The sequence below is a fragment of the Calditerrivibrio sp. genome, from assembly GCF_049968475.1.
Classification (GTDB): Bacteria; Chrysiogenota; Deferribacteres; order Deferribacterales; family Calditerrivibrionaceae; genus Calditerrivibrio; species Calditerrivibrio nitroreducens_A.
Genome location: NZ_JBMFQS010000010.1, coordinates 14,084 through 36,017, shown reverse-complemented (window position 1 = coordinate 36,017; position 21,934 = coordinate 14,084). Strand labels below are relative to the sequence as shown.

Below are 21,934 nucleotides of genomic sequence, written 5' to 3'. Positions count from 1 at the left end.
TCATGCCTCCAATATGTTGTATTTACTTAAATCTTTTGTTAGCTTATCTATCTTCTTAAGAATGTCCAACGACTTTGAAGTATCACCGGCAGATTTTGATAATTCATCACGTAGCTTTTTTATTTCATTAGACTTGTAATTATATATGAGCTTCTCTTTGTTAATTATAGCCACCTTGTAAGGCTCTTCAAAAACTCTACACGATACAAGATAGCTGATCAACTCACCCACCTCATCGTCGTTGAAAAGGGCATCAATATTACCAGAATTATTCAAATTGTCAACAATCTTTTCAAAAATTCGCCGTCTATCGTCTTGAAGAAAGTATTCTTTTTCTATTCCATCTATAACACCGGATACAACTTCTTCATCATTTATTTGCATAAGGGCAGAGAGAAAATCATCCTCATAAATATATTTTATACTTTTTTGGTTATTTTGCAATTTTTTTATGTTCTTATTTTTATATATAATTTCAAAATCTATATTAAAAATATCTTTAATCTTAGTAAGATAGATGTTTTTTAGATTTGCTTCCGGAAAATTATCCAGTTTTTTAATAAGAGATTTGAAATTTGAGGCTCTGACAGACAGAGATCCCTCTTTTTTAGAATAAATTTCCGCCATAAGTATCAAAAGATCTTTCCTCTTTGAAATACAATCATCAAATATCTCTTTATCTTTCAATAGCAAGCTATCAGGATCTTCCCCTTTTGGCAAAAAAACAACCTCAGGTATTGTATTTATTGCCACAAAAGGTTCTATAGTCTTATAGGCAGCATTTATCCCCGCCTGATCCCCATCAAAGACAACAATCGGGTTTTCGGCATATCTCTTTATTAGCATAGCCTGTTCAATAGTAAACGCTGTCCCCATCGAAGATACAACATTTTTATAACCCTTACTCCACATCCGGATAACATCAAAATACCCTTCCACCACAAATAGACTTTTCTGGGATAAGGCAAATTCTTTTGCTTTGTCCAGATTGTATAAAAGCGACCCTTTTTTAAATATCGGAGTCTCAGGAGAATTTATATATTTGGGATCTTCACCAACTAAATCTCTTCCGGAAAAGGCTATCACCTCACCAAACTGATCTTTTATGGGGAATAAAAGTCTTCCAGCCATCTTAAAAATATTTTTACCATCTCTATAATAGAAAAGTCCAGATTTTTTAATCACATCAATGCTATATTTTTTTAAAATGGAATCAAGGTTACACCCTTTAGGTATTATCCCAAGCCCAAATTCAGTTATCTCTAACTCAGAAAATCCCCTTTTTAAGACATATTCAAGACAAAATTTTCCAGGTTCTTCAAAGAGATATTTTTGTGATAGGAGTTGGATATCCAGATGAAGTTGCTTTAAAAATACCAAAGATTTATCAACCTTTTCTGTTTTTTCAAAATCGATTCCGGCTTTTGCGGCAAGCATTCTTAACGCATCAACATAACTTAAGTTGTTGTATTTCATAACAAAAGTAATCAGATTTCCTGCCGCACCACAGCCAAAACAGTGGAACAATCTCTTGGATGGAGTCACTATAAAAGATGGTGTTTTTTCATTATGAAAAGGACATAACCCCTTGTAATAACTACCATATCTTTTTAGATCTACATACTGGGATATATAATCTGCAATATCTATTCTATCTAAAATTGTATCTCTGACATCATTCATATAGAAATATAATATAGACAAAAAAAAATTTTTCAAATATATTTTTTTCATGTTACAGATTAAAAACCTTACAATAAAGATTGAAAAAAATTTCATACTCAGAGATCTATCGATGGAAATAAAACCTGGTGAGATTTTAGGTATAGCTGGCGAATCTGGATCCGGAAAAACCGTATTGGCTAAATATATTTTAGGATTATTGGGATACCCCTTTGAGATAATTTCTGAAAAAATGCTATTTGAAAGTGTGGATTATAGTAGCGTTAAATCTAAGGAGAAATTGCGGGGTAGAATGGTATCGATGATATTTCAGAACCCCACCACTTCTTTAAACCCTGTTTTAACAATTGGTGATCAACTGATTGAAACAATTAAGCTTTACAACAGGGGTATTGACTATAAAAGTAAAGCGGTGGAACTTTTGAAAGCTGTGGAAATTGATAACCCCGAGCATAGGCTTAATAGCTACCCCCACAATCTAAGTGGCGGTATGAACCAGAGGGTCATGATAGCCATGGCACTTGCCTCCAATCCAAAACTATTAATAGCAGATGAGCCCACCACAGCCCTTGACGTAACAATACAAAATGAGATAATAAAACTATTGCTGAAGCTCAACAGAGATCAGAAACTATCAATTATATTCATCTCCCATGACCTGAAGTTATTACAATCAATCGCAGATAGAATTGTGATACTATATGCAGGTGAAATTTTAGAAGATCTGTCCGGAGATGACCTTTATAAAAATATAATAAAACATCCATATACCTATCTACTTAAAAAATCTGTCCCCAATATCAAGGAAGATGTCGATTTTCTAAAAGTAGTTGAAGGGTATATACCTAAAAACACAGATTGTTTTGATAATTCATGTATTTTTCACACAAGATGCCCCTATGTAAAGGAACTTTGCCAAATAAAAAAACCAGATTTTCAAAATAATGTTAGGTGCCATTTCCCATTATGTCAAAGCTAATTTTTATAACTGGCATAGACACTGGAGTGGGTAAAACTTATGCAACAGGTTTAATAGCAAAAGGCCTTATTAATATGGGATTTAAAACAATCACAATGAAACCTATCCAGACGGGCTGCGATAATTTTTCAGAAGATATTATTGAACATAGAAAATTATCTGGATCAGAATTAACACCATATGATCTAGATAAAATAACATCCCCATACATCTTCAAATACCCGGCATCCCCGCACCTATCGGCAAAGCTTGAAAACAAAAAGATCGATATAAACGTTATTGTAAAAAACATTGAACTATTACAAAACAACTTTGATTATATACTTATTGAAGGTGCGGGTGGACTGATGGTACCAATAAATGACAGTTTTTTGATGATAGACTTAATAAAAAAGATAAATGCTGACACGATATTAGTATCAACGCCAAAATTAGGTAGCATCAATCACACCCTTTTATCCATTGAGGCCCTGACAAGTAGAAATATAAAAATAATAGCTATCCTTTACAATCTTTTTTACAACTTAGGCCAAACAATAACAGACAATACATTAGATACAATAAAACAGTTCCATAGAGGAATCCCAATTTTCAAATTCTTCAAAGAAATAGAAGATCCGTTTTTTAGTGTTATTTCAAATAACAAAAAAGTAACCATTTAAGCAAATGAGCTTATCAACTTTTCACTTGAATTATATCAGAAAACATATTATTCTTTAGCCCATGCAGAGATATAAAGCACTGGCAAGAAAATACAGACCACAAAATTTTGACGAAATTGTAGGTCAGGAATTTGTAGTTAAGACGTTAAAAAATGCCATTGAACTTGGTAGGATCTCCCATGCATACCTCTTTACAGGTCCAAGAGGTATCGGAAAAACTACGGCGGCGAGAGTTTTTGCCAAAGCTGTAAACTGTCTTAACCCTATTGGTGTAAACCCCTGTAATCAATGTAGCAATTGCATTGAGATTAATAATGGAACATCAGTGGATGTTATTGAAATAGACGGTGCATCCAACAGAAAAGTGGAAGAAGCGAGAAATATAAGGGAAAATGTCCGAATACTCCCCATAAACAACAAATACAAAGTATATATTATAGATGAAGTTCATATGCTCACCGAAGAGGCGTTTAATGCTCTTTTAAAAACATTAGAAGAGCCTCCTGATTACGTAATATTCATCCTTGCCACAACAGACGCCCACAAAATCCCTATGACCATCCTATCCAGATGTCAAAAGTACGATTTTAAAAAAATTCCAAACAACTACATGAGGGATTACCTTTTGTCTATAATGGAAAAAGAAGGGATAAGCTGCGACAATGACTCCCTAAATTTGATAATAAGAAACTCAGATGGGTGTATGAGGGATGCACTATCTCTAATTGATCAGCTGGTGGCATTTACAGGTGGCAATATAACCTATGAAAATACCAGCGAAATCCTTGACCTTTCAGAGCAAAAGTTAGCCGATGACATCTTCGAAGGAATTGTAAATGGCGACACAAATAATCTTTTTGACCTTATCGACGAATTTTCCAGAAAAGGGATTGATTATCAATTTGCATTGGAAACTTTCATAACCCACACACGTAATCTACTACATGGTCTAACAGGCGGATTTTCAGATAAAACTTTAACCAGAGATGAAATAGATTTTTACGAAGGACTAAAACCAAAGCTTAATCTTAATAAGTTATTTGGGATATTTCAGATCTTCCAGAAAACACTATCAGAAATGCGTTATCTACAGATGGAAAAATATATCTTCGAATTTGGAGTATTCAAAGCTGCAAATATTGATAAATTAATCCCTACAGATCAGATACCAACGATTACAGTTAGAGAACCTGATAAATCTGAATATAATGTAAACAAACCGTCAGCAGCTCACCCCCCAGCCCTTTCCGACATTCAGAAAACATGGAAAGGTTTTATAAAACATCTTGAAACAATAAACCCCGCAATTGCAGCCCAATGCGGTTATGGATCAATATCAGAGATGAATAACAAATACATTCTGTCATTTTCTGAAAAAGACAAATTTTACTACAACATGCTGACAAAGCCTGAAAAGAAGCAGATTTTAGAAAAAAATTTTAAAAGCTATTTTGGTAATGATAAAGACATCTCAATTGTATTAGAAAATAATATAGAAAAAAAAAGTCTGGTAAAAACTGAATCTGAGATCAGATCTTTTCAAGATGAACTCCTGAAGAAAGAGGTGGAAAACAATCCAGTGATTAAAAAATTTATACAGGTTTTTGATGCAGAGATTGAGAAAATAGAACAAATTGATAATAAAAATAAATAGGAGGAAAGATGAATATCCAGGCTATAATGAAACAGGCAAAAATAATGCAAAAAAAGATGGAAGAAGTTCAGTCGGAAGTGGCAAAAGAAACAGTTGAGGCTACAGCTGGTGGTGGAATGGTTAAGGCAGTATTCAACGGAAAAGCAGAATTAATAGGGATAACTATCGATAAAGATGTGGTAAACCCTGAGGATGTTGAGATGCTTCAGGATTTAATTGTTGCTGCTGTAAATGAAGGTATAAAAAAGGCACAAAATCTATTAAGCGAAAGGATGTCAAAACTTACAGGTGGTTTAGGAATTAATTTTCCGGGCATGTTTTAATTAATGATCTATTCCAAATCTTTTGACAGATGTATAAAAGAGCTATCAAAATTACCTGGCATAGGGAAAAAGACAGCTTTACGCCTATCCATGCAACTTTTAAAGATGAATCAAAAAGATGTTGAGGATATCGCAAACGCCATCATAGATCTTAAAAAAAATACAAGATTCTGTATCAGATGTGGTGCAATGGCGGAGGGGGAAGTATGCCCGATTTGCACCGATAACAACCGTGATAAGCAGATCATTTGTGTTGTGGAAGAGGCAAAAGATGTTTTTTTAATCGAAGTATCCGGTAAGTACAACGGTGTATATCATGTATTAGGAGGTAGACTTGCCCCCCTTGATGGTATAAACCCTGATGATTTGAGGATAAAAGAGCTTCTTGAAAGAATAAGAGAAGATAATGTAAAAGAGGTTATTCTGGCCACAAACCCTGACGTAGAGGGGGATACTACGGCAATATTCTTAAAAAAGTTGATAAGTAAAAATTTTAATATTAAAATCACTAGGATAGCCACCGGTGTTCCGATTGGTGGTTATCTTGAATATACTGACGAAATTACTATATTAAAATCACTTGAGAATAGAAGAGAGATGTTGTAAAATATGTTATAAGTTCCCTTATGGGGTGTCATTTATGCAAGATTTTTTATGGTTAAACGATGGTGAAATAATAAAAAGACTCCAGAATAAGATCGAACAGCTTAAGCTGGAGGCTAATTCAAAGGCAACATTTTTGATTGATAAAAGTGGTCAGATGGTGGCAACCTCAGGGGATTCTAATGAATTTGATGCCACATCTCTAGCTGCTTTAGTGGCTGGTAATGTTGCAGCTACTGATGGTATAGCTAAGCTTCTTGGGGAAAAAGAATTTTCGGTTCTTTTTCATGAAGGGGAAAACGAACATCTCAATATTACTCTTGTGGATGGAAAACTTATATTGGTGGTATTGTTTGATGATAGCACATCTTTAGGGCTTGTGAGGCTAAAAATGAAAAAGTATGTAAAAATTATTGCAGATATTCTAAATGAATCAAGCCCCAATAATTCAATCCATCAGGATATCTTCAGTGACATTACCGATGAAGATATCGAAAAAATGTTTCGTAAGGGGTCGTAAATATGTCTTTTATAAACTATGCCACCAAAGAAATCAATTTTAAAATTGTGTATTATGGTCCAGGGCTTTGTGGAAAAACAACAAATCTTCAATATATCTATGATCAAACTGATCCCACTCAAAAGGGAAAAATGATCTCCCTTTCTACAGAAACAGAAAGAACGCTATTTTTTGACTTTATGCCCCTTAAATTGGGGGAAATAAAAGGTTTTAAAGTAAGACTTCATCTATATACAGTACCTGGCCAGATCTTTTATGATGCAAGTAGAAAATTGATCCTAAAAGGGGCAGATGGTGTAGTATTTGTGGCTGATTCACAGAAAGATAGAATGGATGCAAATCTTGACAGCCTTGAAAATCTTATAGACAACCTGAGAGAAAACGGGTTTGATTACAATACCATTCCCCTTGTAATGCAGTGGAATAAAAGGGATTTACCGGATATTGAATCTGTAGAGGTTATGGAAGAGATGTTAAACAAACGGAAAGTGGAGTCGTTTGAAGCTGTCGCAATAAAAGGTATTGGAGTATTTGAAACATTAAAATCGATCTCCAAGGCAGTTATGATGAAAATGAAATAAGGAGAGATAGTGGCAAGAGAGATAATAATAAATTCCACTCCAAATGAAACAAGAGTCGCAGTTTTAGAAAACAATAGCCTTTCGGAAATATTCTTAGAAAGGGCAAAAAATAAAGGGATCGCAGGGAATATATACAAGGGTAAAGTGGTAAAAGTTTTACCCGGAATGCAGTCTGCTTTTATAGATATAGGGCATGAAAGGGCAGCATTCTTACACGCCGGCGATCTATATATCGATGATTCTGAAAACTTTTCTCTTCTGGAAGATAGAATTGCTGAAGTGGAAGATTTAGATCTTGAAAATGGCAATAAGATCTATGTCCCGATAGAGGATTTGATACAGGAGGGACAGGAGATCATCGTACAGGTTGCAAAAGAGCCCATAGGACAGAAGGGTGCAAGACTCACCACCCACATTACCATACCGGGTAGATATTTAGTGCTGATGCCTTCCTATAACCACGTGGGAATTTCGAGAAAAATCGAAGACGATAAAGAAAGGGAAAGGCTGAAAAATATACTTTTAAATATAAAGCCTGCAAATGTTGGGCTTATAGCAAGAACTGTTTGCGAAAATTCCAGTGAGGAAGATCTCAAAGCCGACTTAAATTACCTTTTGAAAACCTGGGAAAAGGTATCCACAAAATCAAAAGAACCTGGTGCTCCAAAGCTGATATATGAAGAGCTGGATCTTCTTTTCAGAACGGTTAGGGATCTTGCAAATGACGAAGTGAGAAAAATCATTGTAGACACCAAATCGGATTATCTACGCATTAAGTCATTCGTAAAAGAGTATTTATCCAACAATCATATAACAATAGAACTCTACGAAAATGACATGCCTATTTTTGATTATTACAACATAGAGATAGAAATAAGCAGACTCCTTGAAAGGCGTGTCTGGCTGAAATCCGGGGGTTATATAGTAATTGACCAAACCGAAGCACTGACGGTAATTGATGTAAACACAGGAAAATTTGTGGGAAAGAGAAACTTTGATGAAACGATATTAAAAACCAATATCGAAGCTGCAAAAGAGATAGCCTGGCAGATGAGACTGAGGAATTTAGGTGGTATTATCATCGTGGATTTCATAGATATGGAAAAAGAGGAACATAAGGAGAAAGTTCTTCAAACTCTTCTGCAGGAAATGAAAAAAGACCGTGCTAAAGCATCGGTGGTTAATATATCACCTCTTGGTCTATTTGAAATAACACGCAAAAGAGTTCAGGATAGCCTGAACAAAATGCTTACCGAACCTTGCCCCTACTGTGATGGCAGAGGCGTCGTAAAATCAAAATTGACAATTTGTTATGATATTCTAAGGGAGATCAGAAGATTAGCTCCTTATTTCTCCAATAAAAAGATTTTCGTTGAAGCACATCCGGATGTGGCGGATATAATTTTAAATAATGAAAGAGAAAATATAGATGAAATCGAAGTGATGTTCCAATTATCCATAGAAATAAAGCCCAACTCAAGATACCATATGGAGCATTACGAAGTAATACCATTAGAGAAAGCTTGATGTACAATAGAAAAGATTCATTTTACAAAAAAGCAAAACAGGAAGGGTATAGATCAAGGGCATCCTATAAGCTTCTGGAATTAAACCAGAAATATAAACTATTTAAAAAAAATGATGCTGTGCTTGATGTGGGAGCCGCCCCAGGCGGCTGGAGTCAGGTGGCACTTCAATTGCTGGGGGAAAAAGGTATACTGGTGGCTGTTGATATATTGGATCTAACTCCTATAAATGATAAGCGATTTCACTTTATAAAAGGGGATCTAAGAGATGAAAATACTCTATTAGAGATATCAAAACATGCCAGTTCGTTTGATGTAGTAATTTCAGACATCGCACCCAACACAACAGGTCAAAAATTTGTTGATCACCAAAATAGTATTAATCTTATAAAGATAGTTATCAATTTTACCAGAAAAACTCTTAAAAAAAATGGTATACTTCTGTTTAAGCTTTTTGATGGTGAAGAGAGGGAGTTACTTGTGAAAGACCTGAAAGAATTATTTGAAGATATAAAGATTATAAGGCCTGATGCCACTCGAAAAAATTCATTCGAGATATATATTTTATGTAAAGGGTATAAACTTGGATAGAGATTATTTAAATTCGTTAATCGATAAATTGTTAAAAAGTGACATTTCAAAAGATCAGTTTATTACCCATCTAACAGGTATTTTTTCTGATGAATTTAAATTTGATACGAATCGTAAATTAAGGTTGGGATTTCATGAATTTATATTCGGCGAATCTAAAACTATAAACCAGCTTATAGAGATAATAAGTTCACTGAAAAAAAATGGATCGCCATTTATTTGTACTAAACTTAGCGATGAAAAAATAGACACAATTTTAAAAAGATTTCCAGAAGTGGAAGCTATACCAGAAGCCGGCATGGTCAGATATTTTTTCACACCACCATCAACACAAAAAGGGGAAGTGGCAATTGTCACAGCAGGTTCATCCGATATCCCTATAGCAAAAGAAGCCATGTTTACCCTTGATAGTTGCGGAATAAAATCAAAAATTTTTGCAGATGTGGGTGTAGCTGGCGTCCACCGTTTTTTTAATATAAAAGAACAACTATACTCTTACGACGTTTTAATTGTAGTTGCTGGAATGGAGGGGGCACTACCTTCCCTCGTGGCTGGCTTATTCCCTCAACCGATCATTGCTGTCCCCACATCCATTGGTTATGGAACAGCATTAAACGGTTTTACGGCTCTATTTGCTATGCTTACCAGCTGCGCCAATGGTGTGACAGTGGTAAATATAAACAACGGTTTTGGTGCTGCCATGGCAGCCTTTAGAATATTACAAAATAAATACCGGGAGGATACAGATGTTTGAAAAACTTATTTCTACCCTAAACAGAACCATAATACCACAAACTTCCCCAGTGGCGGTGAAAATAATAAAGGAAGCTATAGAACTTCCAAAAATAAAAATTACAAATAAAAAGATGACGATCTGCCAGCAAATTGCCTACGCCAGATACTATGGATGGTCTACCCTTGCAACAAAGGAAAATAGTTTTTGCGTCCTTGGAGCATCCTGTAGCGGTCTTATAAAAACCCCAGAAAGGGTTTTAAATGGTGAGGTAAACTGCTCAATATATCAGAAAGATCTCAATGCTGCGAAAAAAATGCAGGCATCTATGCCCCGGATAGACTATGGAACGATTCAGGTTTTAACTTATCCGATAACAAGACCATTAGAAGGGGTAAAGCCGGATATTATAGTACTTTATACAAACTCCGCCCAGACAATGAGATTTATACAGGCATTCCTTTATAAAGAAGGTGGAGAATTCACATTCAAATCCTCCGGAGATGCTGGCGTATGTTCGAGGGGAGTGGCAGAGGTTTATAATACCAATAGACCTAATATCGAAATACCCTGTCTGGGGGATAGACGATTTGCTATGGCACAAGATTATGAAATTATCGTATCTTTCCCCTTTGATTATATTGATGAACTGGTGGAAGGTCTAGAAGCTACCCACAAAAGTGGTATAAGGTATCCAATACCCTTCCAATTACCTGAAATATCTGATTTACCTCATGATTACATAACTGACAGCAAAGATTTATAGGAGAATTTATGATAGAAAAAAAGATATTCCGACAATACGACATAAGAGGAATTGTACCTGATCAATTTAATGCAGATATTTTAAAAATTATCGGTAACACATTTGGACAAAAGTTGAAAAAAGAACTAAACAAAGTACCGGTCGTATCTGTGGGAAGGGATGTAAGATTATCCTCAAATGATCTTTTCAAAGGACTTACAGCGGGAATTACCGATGCCGGCTGCAATGTGATAAATTTAGGCATTGTCCCCACACCTGTGACATATTTTTCGTCATTCAAACTACACACAGATGCCTTTATGATGATCACAGGAAGCCACAACCCACCAGAATATAATGGATTAAAATTTGGAATAGGTAAAGATACTGTACACTCAGAAGGAATTACAGATTTGTACAATGATATCATCAATGGAAAATATCTAATTTCTGATAAAAAAGGAAATATAAAAGATTACGACATCATTTCAGATTATATACAGTTTTACGAAGAAAACTTTGGCGAATTAAAAGAAAAGATCAATTCAATTAAAGGTGTAAAGGTCGTAATCGATGCTGGAAATGGTGCCGCATCCCTTGTGGCTCCTGAAATTTTTAACCTACTCGGTGTAGATGTGGTAAAACTATACTGTGATCCGGATGGTAGATTCCCCAATCATCACCCTGATCCGACGGTGGAGGAAAACCTTGAGGATGCAAAGAGAGCTGTAAAAATACATAAAGCAGATTTTGCAGTTGCATTCGATGGTGATGCCGATAGAATAGGAGTTTTAGATGAGTCTGGCAATATTATATGGGGGGATATCCTTCTTTTTATTTACGCCATGGAATTAAACAAAAGATACGAAAAACCTAAGATTATAGCTGATGTAAAATCATCAAAATTACTATTCGATATGCTTAATAGGATAGGTGCAGAAGGGATAATGTGGAAAACAGGTCACTCTTTGATAAAACAGAAATTAAGAGAGACAGGTGCCGAACTTGCCGGAGAAATGAGTGGACACATATTTTTTAAAGATCGATTTTTCGGTTTTGATGATGCAATCTATGCTGCTGTGAGATTTCTTGAAGCCTATGTAAATAATAAATTAGAAAGAAAATTAGAAAAATGCTCTGATTTGATAAAAGATCTTCCAAAAGTATACAACACCCCAGAAATAAGATTTGAATGTGATGATGATAAAAAATTTAAAATCGTGGATAAATTATCAGAAAATTTTAATGACTATTTAAAAAATGGCAAGTTTGGGATAAAATCGATTATATCGATAGATGGGGTCCGTGTAAATTTTGACAAAGGTTGGGGGCTCATCAGGGCGAGCAATACTCAGCCGGTTCTTGTGATGCGTTTTGAAGCAGAAAATACAAAAGCTATGAACAGATATAAAAAGATTTTTGAAGATGAGCTTACTAAAATAAATATATAGTCCAAATCTACTCAGGGCTAATATCCAAAGCTCTGAGTACTTTTATCATCAATATATTATAAAATTCACAACTTTTATCTAAAATCTAAGGCAGATTTGGTGATGGTTTACCGATGAAGTACCCCTGTGAATAAGTTATCCCAAGATTTGTCATCTCGTCTAAGAGTTCCTTACTCTCAACATACTCTGCAATTGTTTTTATGTCAAACTCTCTTGCTATTATACTCAATGTTTTTACCAGTATATGATCTTTTCTATCGTTTAGTATATTTCTTACAAATTCCCCTTCTATTTTTATAAAATCTACGGGAAACCTTCTAAGATATTGAAAAGAGCAGAAACCTGACCCAAAATCATCTATAGCAAATTTAAAACCTTCCACTCTGAGATTGGCAATAAACTTCTCCAGCAAGGATAGATTCTTTACAGTCTCACGCTCGGTGATCTCGAAAACTATTCGTGATCTATCAAAATTATACTCTTTTGTTATCCGCATCACTTCAGGTATAAATTCACTCATCACAAGAGATCTTGGGGATAGATTTACAAACAGCAAACCCTTAAAATTAGATTTTACAACTTCTATTATGGCATTCTCAAGTAGAATTATATCCAATCTTGAAATAAGGTTTATTTTTTCAGCAATCTCTATAAATTCATAGGCATTTAAAATACCTTCCGGAGTATCAATTCTGCTTAACACTTCACAGCATTCTATTACCCCAGTGGAATTTCTTATGATAGGCTGGAAATATGGTAAGATTCTTCTTTCGTTCACCGCCTTTGTTACAATTATCGTCTTCTCAGTAATAGCTTTAAAAACCTCATAGACCTCTTCCTGTGTAGGTATAACCACAAGGTTTTTACCCTCATCTTTGGCTCTTTTTAGGACGTTATCGGCAAAGATAAAAAGATCTTTGGCATTATCTGCATGATCTGGATATATAGCTATCCCAGCAGAAATAGTTAACCTTATATCCTTATCATCAACCGATTTGAAAGTATGGGCAAATACTGTATCCTGAATCCTTTTACCCACATTAAAAGCCTGCTCTTCACCAGCATCTGGAAGAATTGCCACAAATTGATCCCCACTATATCTTGCAAGAATATCCCCTTTTCTAAGACATTGCCTTATAATACCAGCCATCTCAGAAATGATGTAATCACCAATAGAATGTCCGTAAGAATCGTTTATGGACTTAAAATTATCTATGTCCACCAGAAGAATCGAAAACTTATAATTATTTCGGGAAGCCCTACCTACCTCATACCCCAAAACTTCCCAGAATACCCTTTGATTGAAAAGGTTTGTGAGGGGGTCTCTTGTTGTGTAGTACTCAAGCTGTTTGGTATATTTCGCCATTGCTTTCACAGATCCAACCACATTCATAAGAGTGGCAAGAATACCTTCAATGACTAATCCATGTATATTATCCATTGCCATTTCAGAGTGTACACCAATCCCCACAACCCCACCAATTCTGGGTGCATCCAGAATGAGAGATTTAGTCTGTATAGCTATATCTTCCTCAGTAAGCTCTTTTAGGTAAGAATTATTATCAGCGATATTATGCTCCAACCTCAAGTCAGTCACATCACTAAAAAAGCTAACGTTTTCCTTAATCTTCTTAGTTATAAATTTTTCAGTCAATTCTATTGTATTTAAAGACGGCTTTTTAAGCCAGAATATCTCAAGTGACAACATCTCATCATCAACCTTAAAAAGGGAAAATATTGCATACGTTTCCATCAACTTGTTAACTTCCAAAAGTAAATTTTTTACAGTTTCTTTCCAGTCTTTTATAACCTCAGATGTGATAATAAACTTTTCAAGGATTTTGATCTCAAATTCAAGGATATCTTTATCAACAGCAAAATTTCTTATTTTTTGGGTAAGATTGTTAATATGCTCCACAACTTTATTAAACTCAACAAATCCAAAATCTATGGGCTCCACTGATACTTTCTTTAAATCTTTTACAGTATTAACATTTTCAACAATCGTAGCCAATCTATTGAATTTCATTCTGAGTTTTTTAGAAATATACCTGGATAAAAAGAATGCGAAAATCAAAGGTATCGGGAAGAGGATAAAAAAGTAAAATATCATCTTTCTATTAAATTCTTTAAATAAAGGCTTCAAATCATAATTAATTGTCAAAATGGCCAGTATATCTCCTACTTTTTCATTTTGGTGACAGGACATACAGTTTTCAGTAAGCTTTAGTGGGTAAGCATAGACAAGATAATCTTTTCCTTTCATAAAATATTTTTCAGAATTTTTATAAGCAAAAGTTGCAGCTTCGGAAGATTCATAGTATTTAAACGTTTTTCCTTTCTTTTTAACACCATAGATTTCAAGAGTATAAGGGTAACCATACTTACTACCATCATACTCTTTCACAAAACGTTTCAACTCCTCCTGTTTGAAATCTTTATTCATAACATCAATAATTGATCTATTTAGATTTGTAGAGATAACATCAGATGTTACAAAAAAATTCTTCAGAGAAAGGTTATAGCAGAGAAACAAAGAGACACCTACACCTATACTGAATCCTGCAAAAGATATGAAAAAAGTACCAAACCAGATTAAAAAATTAATACTCTTAAACCGCTTAAAATTAAACGTTTGCTACCTCATCTTTACATCAAATATTTCTAAGAGATGCATGGTTTGCAAACTCTTATAGAGCTCAGGAGAACCAACTTTAATATGCACAAAAACTTTATCATAGTTTACCAGCTTCATAAAAAAACCTAAAAGGGATGACATAATGGTCTTGGAGTCAATGAAATCCACACAGATATCCTTAACGCCATTTGCCACAAGCTCATTTATTGTATCTCTTATTTTTGTATAATCCTCCAGTGAGGATAGGTTCCCTTTTATCGAAACCTCATTTTGTCCTACGATATTAACTGTTATCGGATCCATATCAGCCTCCATTATCTATTAAAGTTTTTAAAATCTCAAGCTCATTTTTATACGTATGGATGTCTGAGACAGGAGTTTCGAGGATACCCAACATATTATCGAATCTTTTATCGTTTACCAACTTCCTAAAAAACTCCAATCCCAACAAACCCTTTCCTATGAGTTCATGCCTATCAACCCTACTCCCTAAACCTTTTTTTGTATCGTTTATATGAAAAACTTTAACTTTATCTCCAAATCTCTTCAATATATCATCAAACACACCATCATAATTATTTAAAATGTCATACCCAGCAGAATAAAGATGACAGCTATCCAAACAAATCCCCAGTTTTGCAGAAAATCTTGAGTTTTCTATTAGATACTCAATCTCTTCAAGTCTTGACCCAAGGTTTGTTCCCTGACCCGCCGTAGTCTCAAATAGCGTCATTACCCTAAATCCATTCTCCTCATACAATTTATCGACAAATTTTATCACCCTTTTAAGACCTTCTTCCACACCAACTCCCAGATGTGAACCTGGATGAATGATGTAATAAGGTATCTTGAGTACATCACATCTAATAAGCTCATCCTTCATCGAATTGTATGATTTCTCATACGTTTCCCCTTCAGAAGCCAAATTTATCAGATAAGAGCTATGAGCACAAACATTTGTATTCAGAAAACCATATTTAGATAGTGAAGTAAAATATTTTTCGACATCAGACTCTTTTAAAGGTTTGTCAAACCATCGATTTGAGCTTTTTACGAAGATCTGGAGAGATTCTGCACCATCATCAAATCCTCTTTTTATACTATTGTAAATTCCACCGGCTATAGATTCATGTGCACCCAGGATCATAATGTTTAAAGCTCTTTACTCCAGTATTTTTTAAAAAGCTCCACTTCGAATTTTGACCCTATAATCAAAGGAGTTTTCTGGTGTAAATTTTCAGGTATAATATCCAGAATATTATTATCTCCATCCACAGCCAACCCGCCAGCCTGCTCAACAATAAAAGCAAGAGGACATGCTTCATAAAGAAGTCTTAGCTTACCCCTCGGATTTTTATTATCACCTGGGTACAAAAAGACGCCACCTTTCAATAGATTTCTATGAAAATCCGCCACTAAAGAACCTATGTACCTTGAAGTATACTGTCTTTCTTTTAAGTTTTTGAGGTGTTCAACATAATTTCTAATCCTTTCATCCCATTTATGATAATTAGCCTCATTTATACTATAAATAGATCCAAATTCTGGTGTGACCATATTTTCATGAGACAACAAAAACTCCCCAACACTTGGATCAAGTGTGAAGCCGTTTACCCCTCTACCTGTGGTATAGACAAACATCGTACTGGAACCATAAATCACATATCCAGCCGCCACAAGATTTCTCCCAGGCTGTATAAAGTCCTGTCTAAAACCATCCCCTTCGGAAGAAACCCTCTTATAAACCCCAAATATCGTACCAATACTAATATTTACATCTATATTACTTGATCCATCCAGAGGATCAAATACAACAAGATACTTACCTTTAGGGTATTTACTTGGTATATTTATGATATCATCTACCTCTTCGGAAGCCATAGCACATATCTTACCAGTGTGATCAAGGGCCTGTATCATCTTTTCATTTGCAAAGACATCCAATTTCTGCTGCTGCTCCCCATGAATATTTGATGAGTCGGCTTTCCCCAGAATGTTTACAATACCTGCCTTATTAACCTCTCTGCTTATAATTTTAGCAGCAAAAGCTATCTGTTCAAGAATGAGAGTAAAATCCCCTGTGGCTTCCGGAAAATTCCTCTGCTCCTCCAGAAGAAATCTTGATAAATTTGTCACGCCTTTTCTAATAGCCATAAAATCTCCTTAATAAATTTATTTTATAAATCCTTGTAATAATCCATTCTGGATAAAATTTTTATTAGGTAATCCACACCACCTCTCTGGGGTAGATTTTTCGAGATTTTAGCATAAACTTCTTCAGATGACAACCTATTAATTTCGTAAAAAGCCTTTTTTGGGTCACCATCAGGAGAGAAAACTCTGTAAACATTTCTTAAACCCACATTATAACCTACTATAGCCACATACAATCTGCTTTTATCATCTTTTATCTCTTTAATGTAATTTTCTTTTATTAGATTAATATATATTGCCCCAACATTGATATTGTTTTCCGGATTGTAGAGAAAAGATGGCAATAAGATTAATGGGGAACCAAAAAGTATTCTGGCTGCATCTTTTCCCGCCTGAGTTGGTATAATCTGCATCAATCCATACGCTGGAGCAGGAGATGTGGCCATAGGATTGAAATAGCTTTCTGTATGGATAACTGCATATATCAAAGATGGCTCAAGGTTGTATCTTCTGGCGTGTTCATCCACAAAAGCTTTAAATTTTAAAGCTTTTTCTCTATCTGAAGCTTTAATTTGAACACTAAACGTGGCAATTTTGTTACCTTTTTTGTCATAGGAATAGCTAAAACTTCCGTTCTGCAAGATATTGTCAACAGATTTATTACCATCACTTTCTTTAATGAAATCGCCAACGATCTTATTATCTGGCAATGTTGAAGATGAAGATCCTTTAAACTGTTCCTTTGATTTCTTTTCAATATTTACAAGCGGCTTACTACCATAAAATGCATCTTTTATGGTTTCATTTGCGACCTTTTCCACCTGTTTTTTTATTAAATCTTTTCCGTCAGATTTTGTATCGGTTTTTACCTGGATTGTTAATCTATTTTTTTCAAAATCCACAATGCTTCTCACTTTAAAATCAGATGAATATTCAACCCATTTAGTTTTGGATGGTATAAGGTAATCCCCCCACTCTTTGTATACCTCTTTTTTAAAATTATCAAACTCTCTATTTACAATCTCTAGGTACTTTGCAAAATCATCATTTACCTGTTTTTTGTACTTTTCAAAATCATCAATCTCTTTTAAGTAGTCATCTGCAAAAACAATACTATTTAAAAAAAGCAGTATTGAAATGATAAATAACCACGCTAACTTTTTCAATCTTTACCTCTACTTTCCCTCACACATCAAAATAAAGATCTCATCGTTATTAGGATTGATCCAGACCTTTTCAATCTTGGCACTTACAGTTGCACCTTCTGTGGTTTGCACACTATAAACATTCATAGAGGTACTTGCCGATTGACTAGTCCCGGTCATAAAGCTTTCCACTTCTACATTTACCTTAACATTCTTTTGCCTTGCAATACCTTCAATGGCCCTTGAAACTGCAAGTGCCCTCTGGTATGGTTTACCACTCACATGTGGCATGGCACTACCGACATAACATACTTTATCAGAAGGGGCATTACCGTAAACCCAATCCGGAGTACCAGAATACTCACTATTGTTATATTTAGCTTCGTGATAACACGATAAAACAAAAATCGAAAAAATAAGTACAACTATTTTTTTCATAATAACTCCGTAAAAAAATAGGGCAGCCTGTGATGGCTACCCTAAATAGATTGTGCTGAAATCGCTACTTATTAGCTCCAAATTCTTTTTCGATCTCTTTATCCATTTCTTCTGTGGCTTTTTTGGCCTGATAGAGCTGCCACAGAGCCTGTTCATTTTTCAAGCTGGTGTTAACTGCCTGTTTCACAGCCTGTTTAGCAATATTTGGATCCTGGACGACAAGTACAAAGAGCTCATTACATGCAGGAGAGATCCACTGATTTTTTACTTTACTGCCTTCGATCAACTGGCTTGCAACCTGCTTAGAAACATTGCTGGCAACTTTGTCAACTGTCTGGGCATCCCCAATACCTGTGGTTTGAGTAAAGCTTTTGAACATGTTGTTTACCTTCACGCTTATGTTTCTTGCCATTTCATCCCTTGCCGCAGCAGTAGCTTCCTGACGAGCAAACGAGATACCAGCTGGTCCGATCTTAGCAGATCCTAAACCTGTGATACCACCTTCCATAGTAGGATCGATCACCCAGTTTGGAGCACCTTCAAAACATGGGTTGGCCAGTTTTTGTGGTTTCTTTTCACCACAACCGGATAATACCAAAATTGCTGTCAAAACCAATGATACCAAAAGCAAAATTTTTTTCCTCATAAGTGTCCCTCCACTTTTTTATTGGCAACCTCTTTTTTTTATTTTAATCTTACTTTGCCAATTGTCAACTCTTTTTAAAAAATTATTTTAGGATTGGTATTTTTAAATTGAGGCATAGCCATCCCCACATCAGCATTGATATACGTAGGATCACAAATTACATATATCTTATCACCGTATCTTATCTTATCACCATTGAAATTTGTATTAAATTTCACCCCAGTTGCTATATGTCCCGGATATTCTAAAAGAACTACCTCAAGACCCATTAATTTTCTCACTAAATATGAAAATAGGATCGATCTATCTTCACAATCTGAATATTTATAGAATACTGTTTCATCAGGCAAGAGATATTTTTCATAACCGAACTGATCCTGATCTGTCTTATAATCAAAGGCTGTCTGCACAAATCGCAATATTATATTAACAGCCTCCACCTCACTTTTACCAGCTATAGCATCCCTGAGTCCATTAAAAACTGATTCTGCAACCATTTTAGAAACATCTGCCTTATGATATACAGAAAGATCTACCTGAGGAAAATCTCTATAAAAATCTACATTAGATATATTATAATAGACATTGAATAGATACTGCTTTCCTGCATATGTAAACTTTACTGATCTACTTTTTATATCTAATGGCATCATAAATGACTCTATCTTGAATGCAAATGTATGCTCCGCTTCAGGATATTTACCCGTGTAACTATACAAAGTTTTTATATCTCTACCATCAGTCCATATAATATAGTATCTGATACCACTAAAATTAAAAAATGGAGCGCCATAGATCTGCTGATTTGATGGAACCAAAAGATAAACAGCATCATTATTATATCCTAATTTAACATCATACCCCAGTTTCATCAACATATACCACGAAAGCAAAATCCTTGAGTTATAAGCATTTGGATATATAAAATCTGCAGTTTTTTTCACTATCTTAAAATATCCCCAATCATCAAAACCGATTTTTTTCCCTTTTTTATGAATTTCTTCAACTAATATGTCATAATTTCCTGTGGCCATTTTTTTCCATACTTCTGCAATTTTTTCCGCTTTTATAGGTTTATCTATAAGAGACAATTTAGAATACTTACTTAAATCCAGATCAATCCTATAAAGATCTTCCACACTCTGATTGGTGGCATGATTTTCCATCTGTTCACCCAATTTAATAGGGTTTTGATCTTTAATGTTCTCAGGATTACCTCTATCAATTACAATATCATTTGACAACTTTGTATTTTTTTCAAAATTAATCTTTTTTTCATTAACACTGACAACAGGAGGCTTAGTAATCTTCGGTTTCTCATCCCTTTTGATGGCAGAAAAAGCCTTAAACTCTTCCCAACCTGTTTTAAGATATTCATAAAAACCTTTATCAGAGTCACTTTTAAATTCATTAAAGCCACCCATCTCTTTGGATAAAAATTGATCGAAATTTCCATCAGCAAATGCAACTAGCGTGTATGAAAATATAAAGAATATAAACATTAGCTTTTTCATAACTTTCTCCAGATTATTTGGCAGATGAATTATCAAGCTCTTCAAATGCATTATCTGCCCTTTTGTGAGTCAATTTTTTCCTTATTAGCTCAATCCGCTCTTTTTCATACTCTATAACGGTATCCTTGCTAATACACCCCCGAACAAATGTAGTATTCACCTTTTTCACATACTCAATATTTTTAAATTCAATATTTTTATTCACAAATACAGGTAGATCCTCATCATTTAAAAAGCTTTTCACAAAGGCTTTCTCGGACTTGTCCTCCAGATTTCTATAATTATCATACACAACAATCTCCATTATCTCATTCAGTTTATTAATCATCTGTTTTTTAGCTTTATCTTTTGCAATCTCCACAGATCCAAGATCCCCTTCATGGTAAGTGGAAATACAGATGTAAGCAGATTCAGGCTTTTGAAACCATGTGGGTGCCCCCTGAATGTTAATATCTGAGTATACGAGCATTTTGGAAAAAAGAAATGAGGATAGAGCTTTTACTAATGATAGTCCTATTGCTTCAAGAAACATAAAAACCCCCTTAGGTTTTATAATATCATTATATGGCTAAATTTAAAAAAAGCAACTTTATGTTGAAAAAAATTTTTATAATAATATAATAAAAGCAGGAAATTTCCTTTTACGGAGGCAGTGATGAAAAAATTCATTATATCAATAGTTTTGGTTTTGGGTATAAGTATTACAGGTTTTGCGCAGCAGGTGGCTGGACATATAGAAAAATTTGAAGGAAAGGTAATACTTTATCCATCTGGTAGCGTAAGAGGAATAGCAGCCAAAAATAATCTCGAGTTTAAGGTAAAAGACTCCATAAGAGCCTTTCAAAAATCAACCGCATTTATAAAATTCATAGATAAATCCAAAATCGTTTTAAATGAAAATTCAATCCTTTATATCAAAGACATTCAAAATCTAAACTTAAAGAATGGCAAAGTCGTTTTCGAAATTCAAAAGCAGGATGATAAACAGGGGATAAAGATAGCTACCAAAACTGCCATAATAGGGGTAAAAGGCACGAAATTTTTAATAAATGTTAATAAAGATGAAGTGGATGTTATACTCAAAGAGGGTGAAATCACCGTGTCAGCCATAAAAGGTGAATTCAAAAGGTATCTACAGAAAGAGGAGGAAGATTTCAACAAATTTGCTCAGGATACAAAACAGGACTACGAAGACTACAAGAAAAAAGTACAGGAAGAATTTGTGGAGTTTGTAAAGGAATTTACCATGAAAGATGAAATGGCAATAAGTATCAAGGGTAAAGAAGTAAGAGATATAAAAGATACAAAAGAATTCGACGATGAATTCGAATTACTGAATAAATTTTAG

At 34.6% G+C, this 21,934-nt stretch carries 23 protein-coding genes; 13 read left to right on the top strand and 10 right to left on the bottom strand.

Going from position 1 to position 21,934, the window contains the following annotated elements; genetic code table 11:
• Positions 1–1,683 (bottom strand): DNA primase, encoded by a 1,683-nt coding sequence (dnaG, locus tag ACP5Q2_RS08475; protein ID WP_428099158.1) that lies wholly within the window; start codon positions 1,681–1,683, stop codon positions 1–3.
• 49 nt (positions 1,684–1,732) lie between these two features.
• Here dnaG and ACP5Q2_RS08470 point away from each other — a divergent pair, with 49 nt between their 5' ends.
• The 12 genes from ACP5Q2_RS08470 (at position 1,733) to ACP5Q2_RS08415 (ending at position 12,051) form a co-directional block, all read left to right on the top strand.
• The gene (locus ACP5Q2_RS08470) at positions 1,733–2,662 is read left to right on the top strand and encodes an ABC transporter ATP-binding protein (RefSeq protein ID WP_424606170.1); all 930 of its coding nucleotides are present in this window, start codon (positions 1,733–1,735) and stop codon (positions 2,660–2,662) included.
• A complete protein-coding gene (gene bioD, locus ACP5Q2_RS08465) occupies positions 2,650–3,324 on the top strand; it encodes a dethiobiotin synthase (RefSeq protein ID WP_428099155.1) in 675 nt (224 codons plus the stop codon). The genes ACP5Q2_RS08470 and bioD overlap by 13 nt, the downstream gene beginning before the upstream one ends.
• A gap of 61 nt (positions 3,325–3,385) precedes the next feature.
• Positions 3,386–4,978 carry a DNA polymerase III subunit gamma/tau gene (gene dnaX, locus ACP5Q2_RS08460; protein WP_428099152.1) on the top strand — a complete coding sequence of 531 codons (1,593 nt, stop codon included), beginning with the start codon at positions 3,386–3,388 and terminating at the stop codon, positions 4,976–4,978.
• Positions 4,979–4,986: 8 nt separating this feature from the next.
• A complete protein-coding gene (locus ACP5Q2_RS08455) occupies positions 4,987–5,301 on the top strand; it encodes a YbaB/EbfC family nucleoid-associated protein (RefSeq protein WP_424606167.1) in 315 nt (104 codons plus the stop codon).
• A gap of 3 nt (positions 5,302–5,304) precedes the next feature.
• Positions 5,305–5,907: a recombination mediator RecR gene (recR, locus tag ACP5Q2_RS08450; RefSeq protein WP_424606166.1), complete on the top strand. Its 603-nt coding sequence runs from the start codon at positions 5,305–5,307 to the stop codon at positions 5,905–5,907.
• Between the two features lie 34 nt (positions 5,908–5,941).
• Complete coding sequence (locus tag ACP5Q2_RS08445) at positions 5,942–6,424, top strand: roadblock/LC7 domain-containing protein (RefSeq protein ID WP_428099145.1); 483 nt, start codon at positions 5,942–5,944, stop codon at positions 6,422–6,424.
• A 2-nt stretch (positions 6,425–6,426) separates the two neighbouring features.
• Positions 6,427–7,005 (top strand): GTP-binding protein, encoded by a 579-nt coding sequence (locus ACP5Q2_RS08440; RefSeq protein ID WP_424606164.1) that lies wholly within the window; start codon positions 6,427–6,429, stop codon positions 7,003–7,005.
• A 9-nt stretch (positions 7,006–7,014) separates the two neighbouring features.
• Positions 7,015–8,532 carry an Rne/Rng family ribonuclease gene (locus ACP5Q2_RS08435; protein ID WP_424606163.1) on the top strand — a complete coding sequence of 506 codons (1,518 nt, stop codon included), beginning with the start codon at positions 7,015–7,017 and terminating at the stop codon, positions 8,530–8,532.
• Complete coding sequence (locus ACP5Q2_RS08430; RefSeq protein WP_424606162.1) at positions 8,532–9,122, top strand: RlmE family RNA methyltransferase; 591 nt, start codon at positions 8,532–8,534, stop codon at positions 9,120–9,122. The genes ACP5Q2_RS08435 and ACP5Q2_RS08430 overlap by 1 nt, the downstream gene beginning before the upstream one ends.
• Positions 9,115–9,876 carry a nickel pincer cofactor biosynthesis protein LarB gene (gene larB, locus ACP5Q2_RS08425; RefSeq protein ID WP_424606161.1) on the top strand — a complete coding sequence of 254 codons (762 nt, stop codon included), beginning with the start codon at positions 9,115–9,117 and terminating at the stop codon, positions 9,874–9,876. The genes ACP5Q2_RS08430 and larB overlap by 8 nt, the downstream gene beginning before the upstream one ends.
• Complete coding sequence (locus ACP5Q2_RS08420; protein WP_428099141.1) at positions 9,869–10,621, top strand: DUF169 domain-containing protein; 753 nt, start codon at positions 9,869–9,871, stop codon at positions 10,619–10,621. Before larB ends, ACP5Q2_RS08420 begins: the two co-directional genes overlap by 8 nt.
• Before the next feature lie 8 nt (positions 10,622–10,629).
• A complete protein-coding gene (locus tag ACP5Q2_RS08415) occupies positions 10,630–12,051 on the top strand; it encodes a phosphomannomutase/phosphoglucomutase (protein WP_428099138.1) in 1,422 nt (473 codons plus the stop codon).
• Between the two features lie 85 nt (positions 12,052–12,136).
• Here ACP5Q2_RS08415 and ACP5Q2_RS08410 read toward each other — a convergent pair whose 3' ends face one another.
• From ACP5Q2_RS08410 to ACP5Q2_RS08370, 9 genes are all read right to left on the bottom strand, one after another.
• Positions 12,137–14,587 (bottom strand): EAL domain-containing protein, encoded by a 2,451-nt coding sequence (locus ACP5Q2_RS08410; protein WP_428099136.1) that lies wholly within the window; start codon positions 14,585–14,587, stop codon positions 12,137–12,139.
• A 102-nt stretch (positions 14,588–14,689) separates the two neighbouring features.
• Positions 14,690–14,992, bottom strand: coding sequence for a hypothetical protein (locus ACP5Q2_RS08405; RefSeq protein WP_428099133.1), 303 nt, complete (start codon positions 14,990–14,992; stop codon positions 14,690–14,692).
• 1 nt (position 14,993) lies between these two features.
• Positions 14,994–15,836, bottom strand: a complete 843-nt coding sequence (locus ACP5Q2_RS08400; protein ID WP_424606156.1) for a deoxyribonuclease IV — start codon at positions 15,834–15,836, stop codon at positions 14,994–14,996.
• A gap of 5 nt (positions 15,837–15,841) precedes the next feature.
• Positions 15,842–16,843, bottom strand: coding sequence for a class 1 fructose-bisphosphatase (gene fbp, locus ACP5Q2_RS08395; protein WP_424606155.1), 1,002 nt, complete (start codon positions 16,841–16,843; stop codon positions 15,842–15,844).
• 23 nt (positions 16,844–16,866) lie between these two features.
• Positions 16,867–18,009 (bottom strand): murein transglycosylase domain-containing protein, encoded by a 1,143-nt coding sequence (locus tag ACP5Q2_RS08390; protein ID WP_428099129.1) that lies wholly within the window; start codon positions 18,007–18,009, stop codon positions 16,867–16,869.
• A 9-nt stretch (positions 18,010–18,018) separates the two neighbouring features.
• On the bottom strand, positions 18,019–18,426 hold the full coding sequence (locus ACP5Q2_RS08385) for a hypothetical protein (protein WP_428099126.1): 408 nt from the start codon (positions 18,424–18,426) through the stop codon (positions 18,019–18,021).
• 64 nt (positions 18,427–18,490) lie between these two features.
• Positions 18,491–19,072 (bottom strand): LPP20 family lipoprotein, encoded by a 582-nt coding sequence (locus ACP5Q2_RS08380; RefSeq protein WP_428099124.1) that lies wholly within the window; start codon positions 19,070–19,072, stop codon positions 18,491–18,493.
• Between the two features lie 74 nt (positions 19,073–19,146).
• Positions 19,147–20,586 carry a hypothetical protein gene (locus ACP5Q2_RS08375; RefSeq protein ID WP_428099121.1) on the bottom strand — a complete coding sequence of 480 codons (1,440 nt, stop codon included), beginning with the start codon at positions 20,584–20,586 and terminating at the stop codon, positions 19,147–19,149.
• 13 nt (positions 20,587–20,599) lie between these two features.
• Positions 20,600–21,118 carry a hypothetical protein gene (locus tag ACP5Q2_RS08370; RefSeq protein ID WP_424606150.1) on the bottom strand — a complete coding sequence of 173 codons (519 nt, stop codon included), beginning with the start codon at positions 21,116–21,118 and terminating at the stop codon, positions 20,600–20,602.
• Positions 21,119–21,241: 123 nt separating this feature from the next.
• Between ACP5Q2_RS08370 and ACP5Q2_RS08365 the strand changes: the two genes are divergently transcribed.
• Positions 21,242–21,934 carry a FecR family protein gene (locus ACP5Q2_RS08365; protein ID WP_428099118.1) on the top strand — a complete coding sequence of 231 codons (693 nt, stop codon included), beginning with the start codon at positions 21,242–21,244 and terminating at the stop codon, positions 21,932–21,934.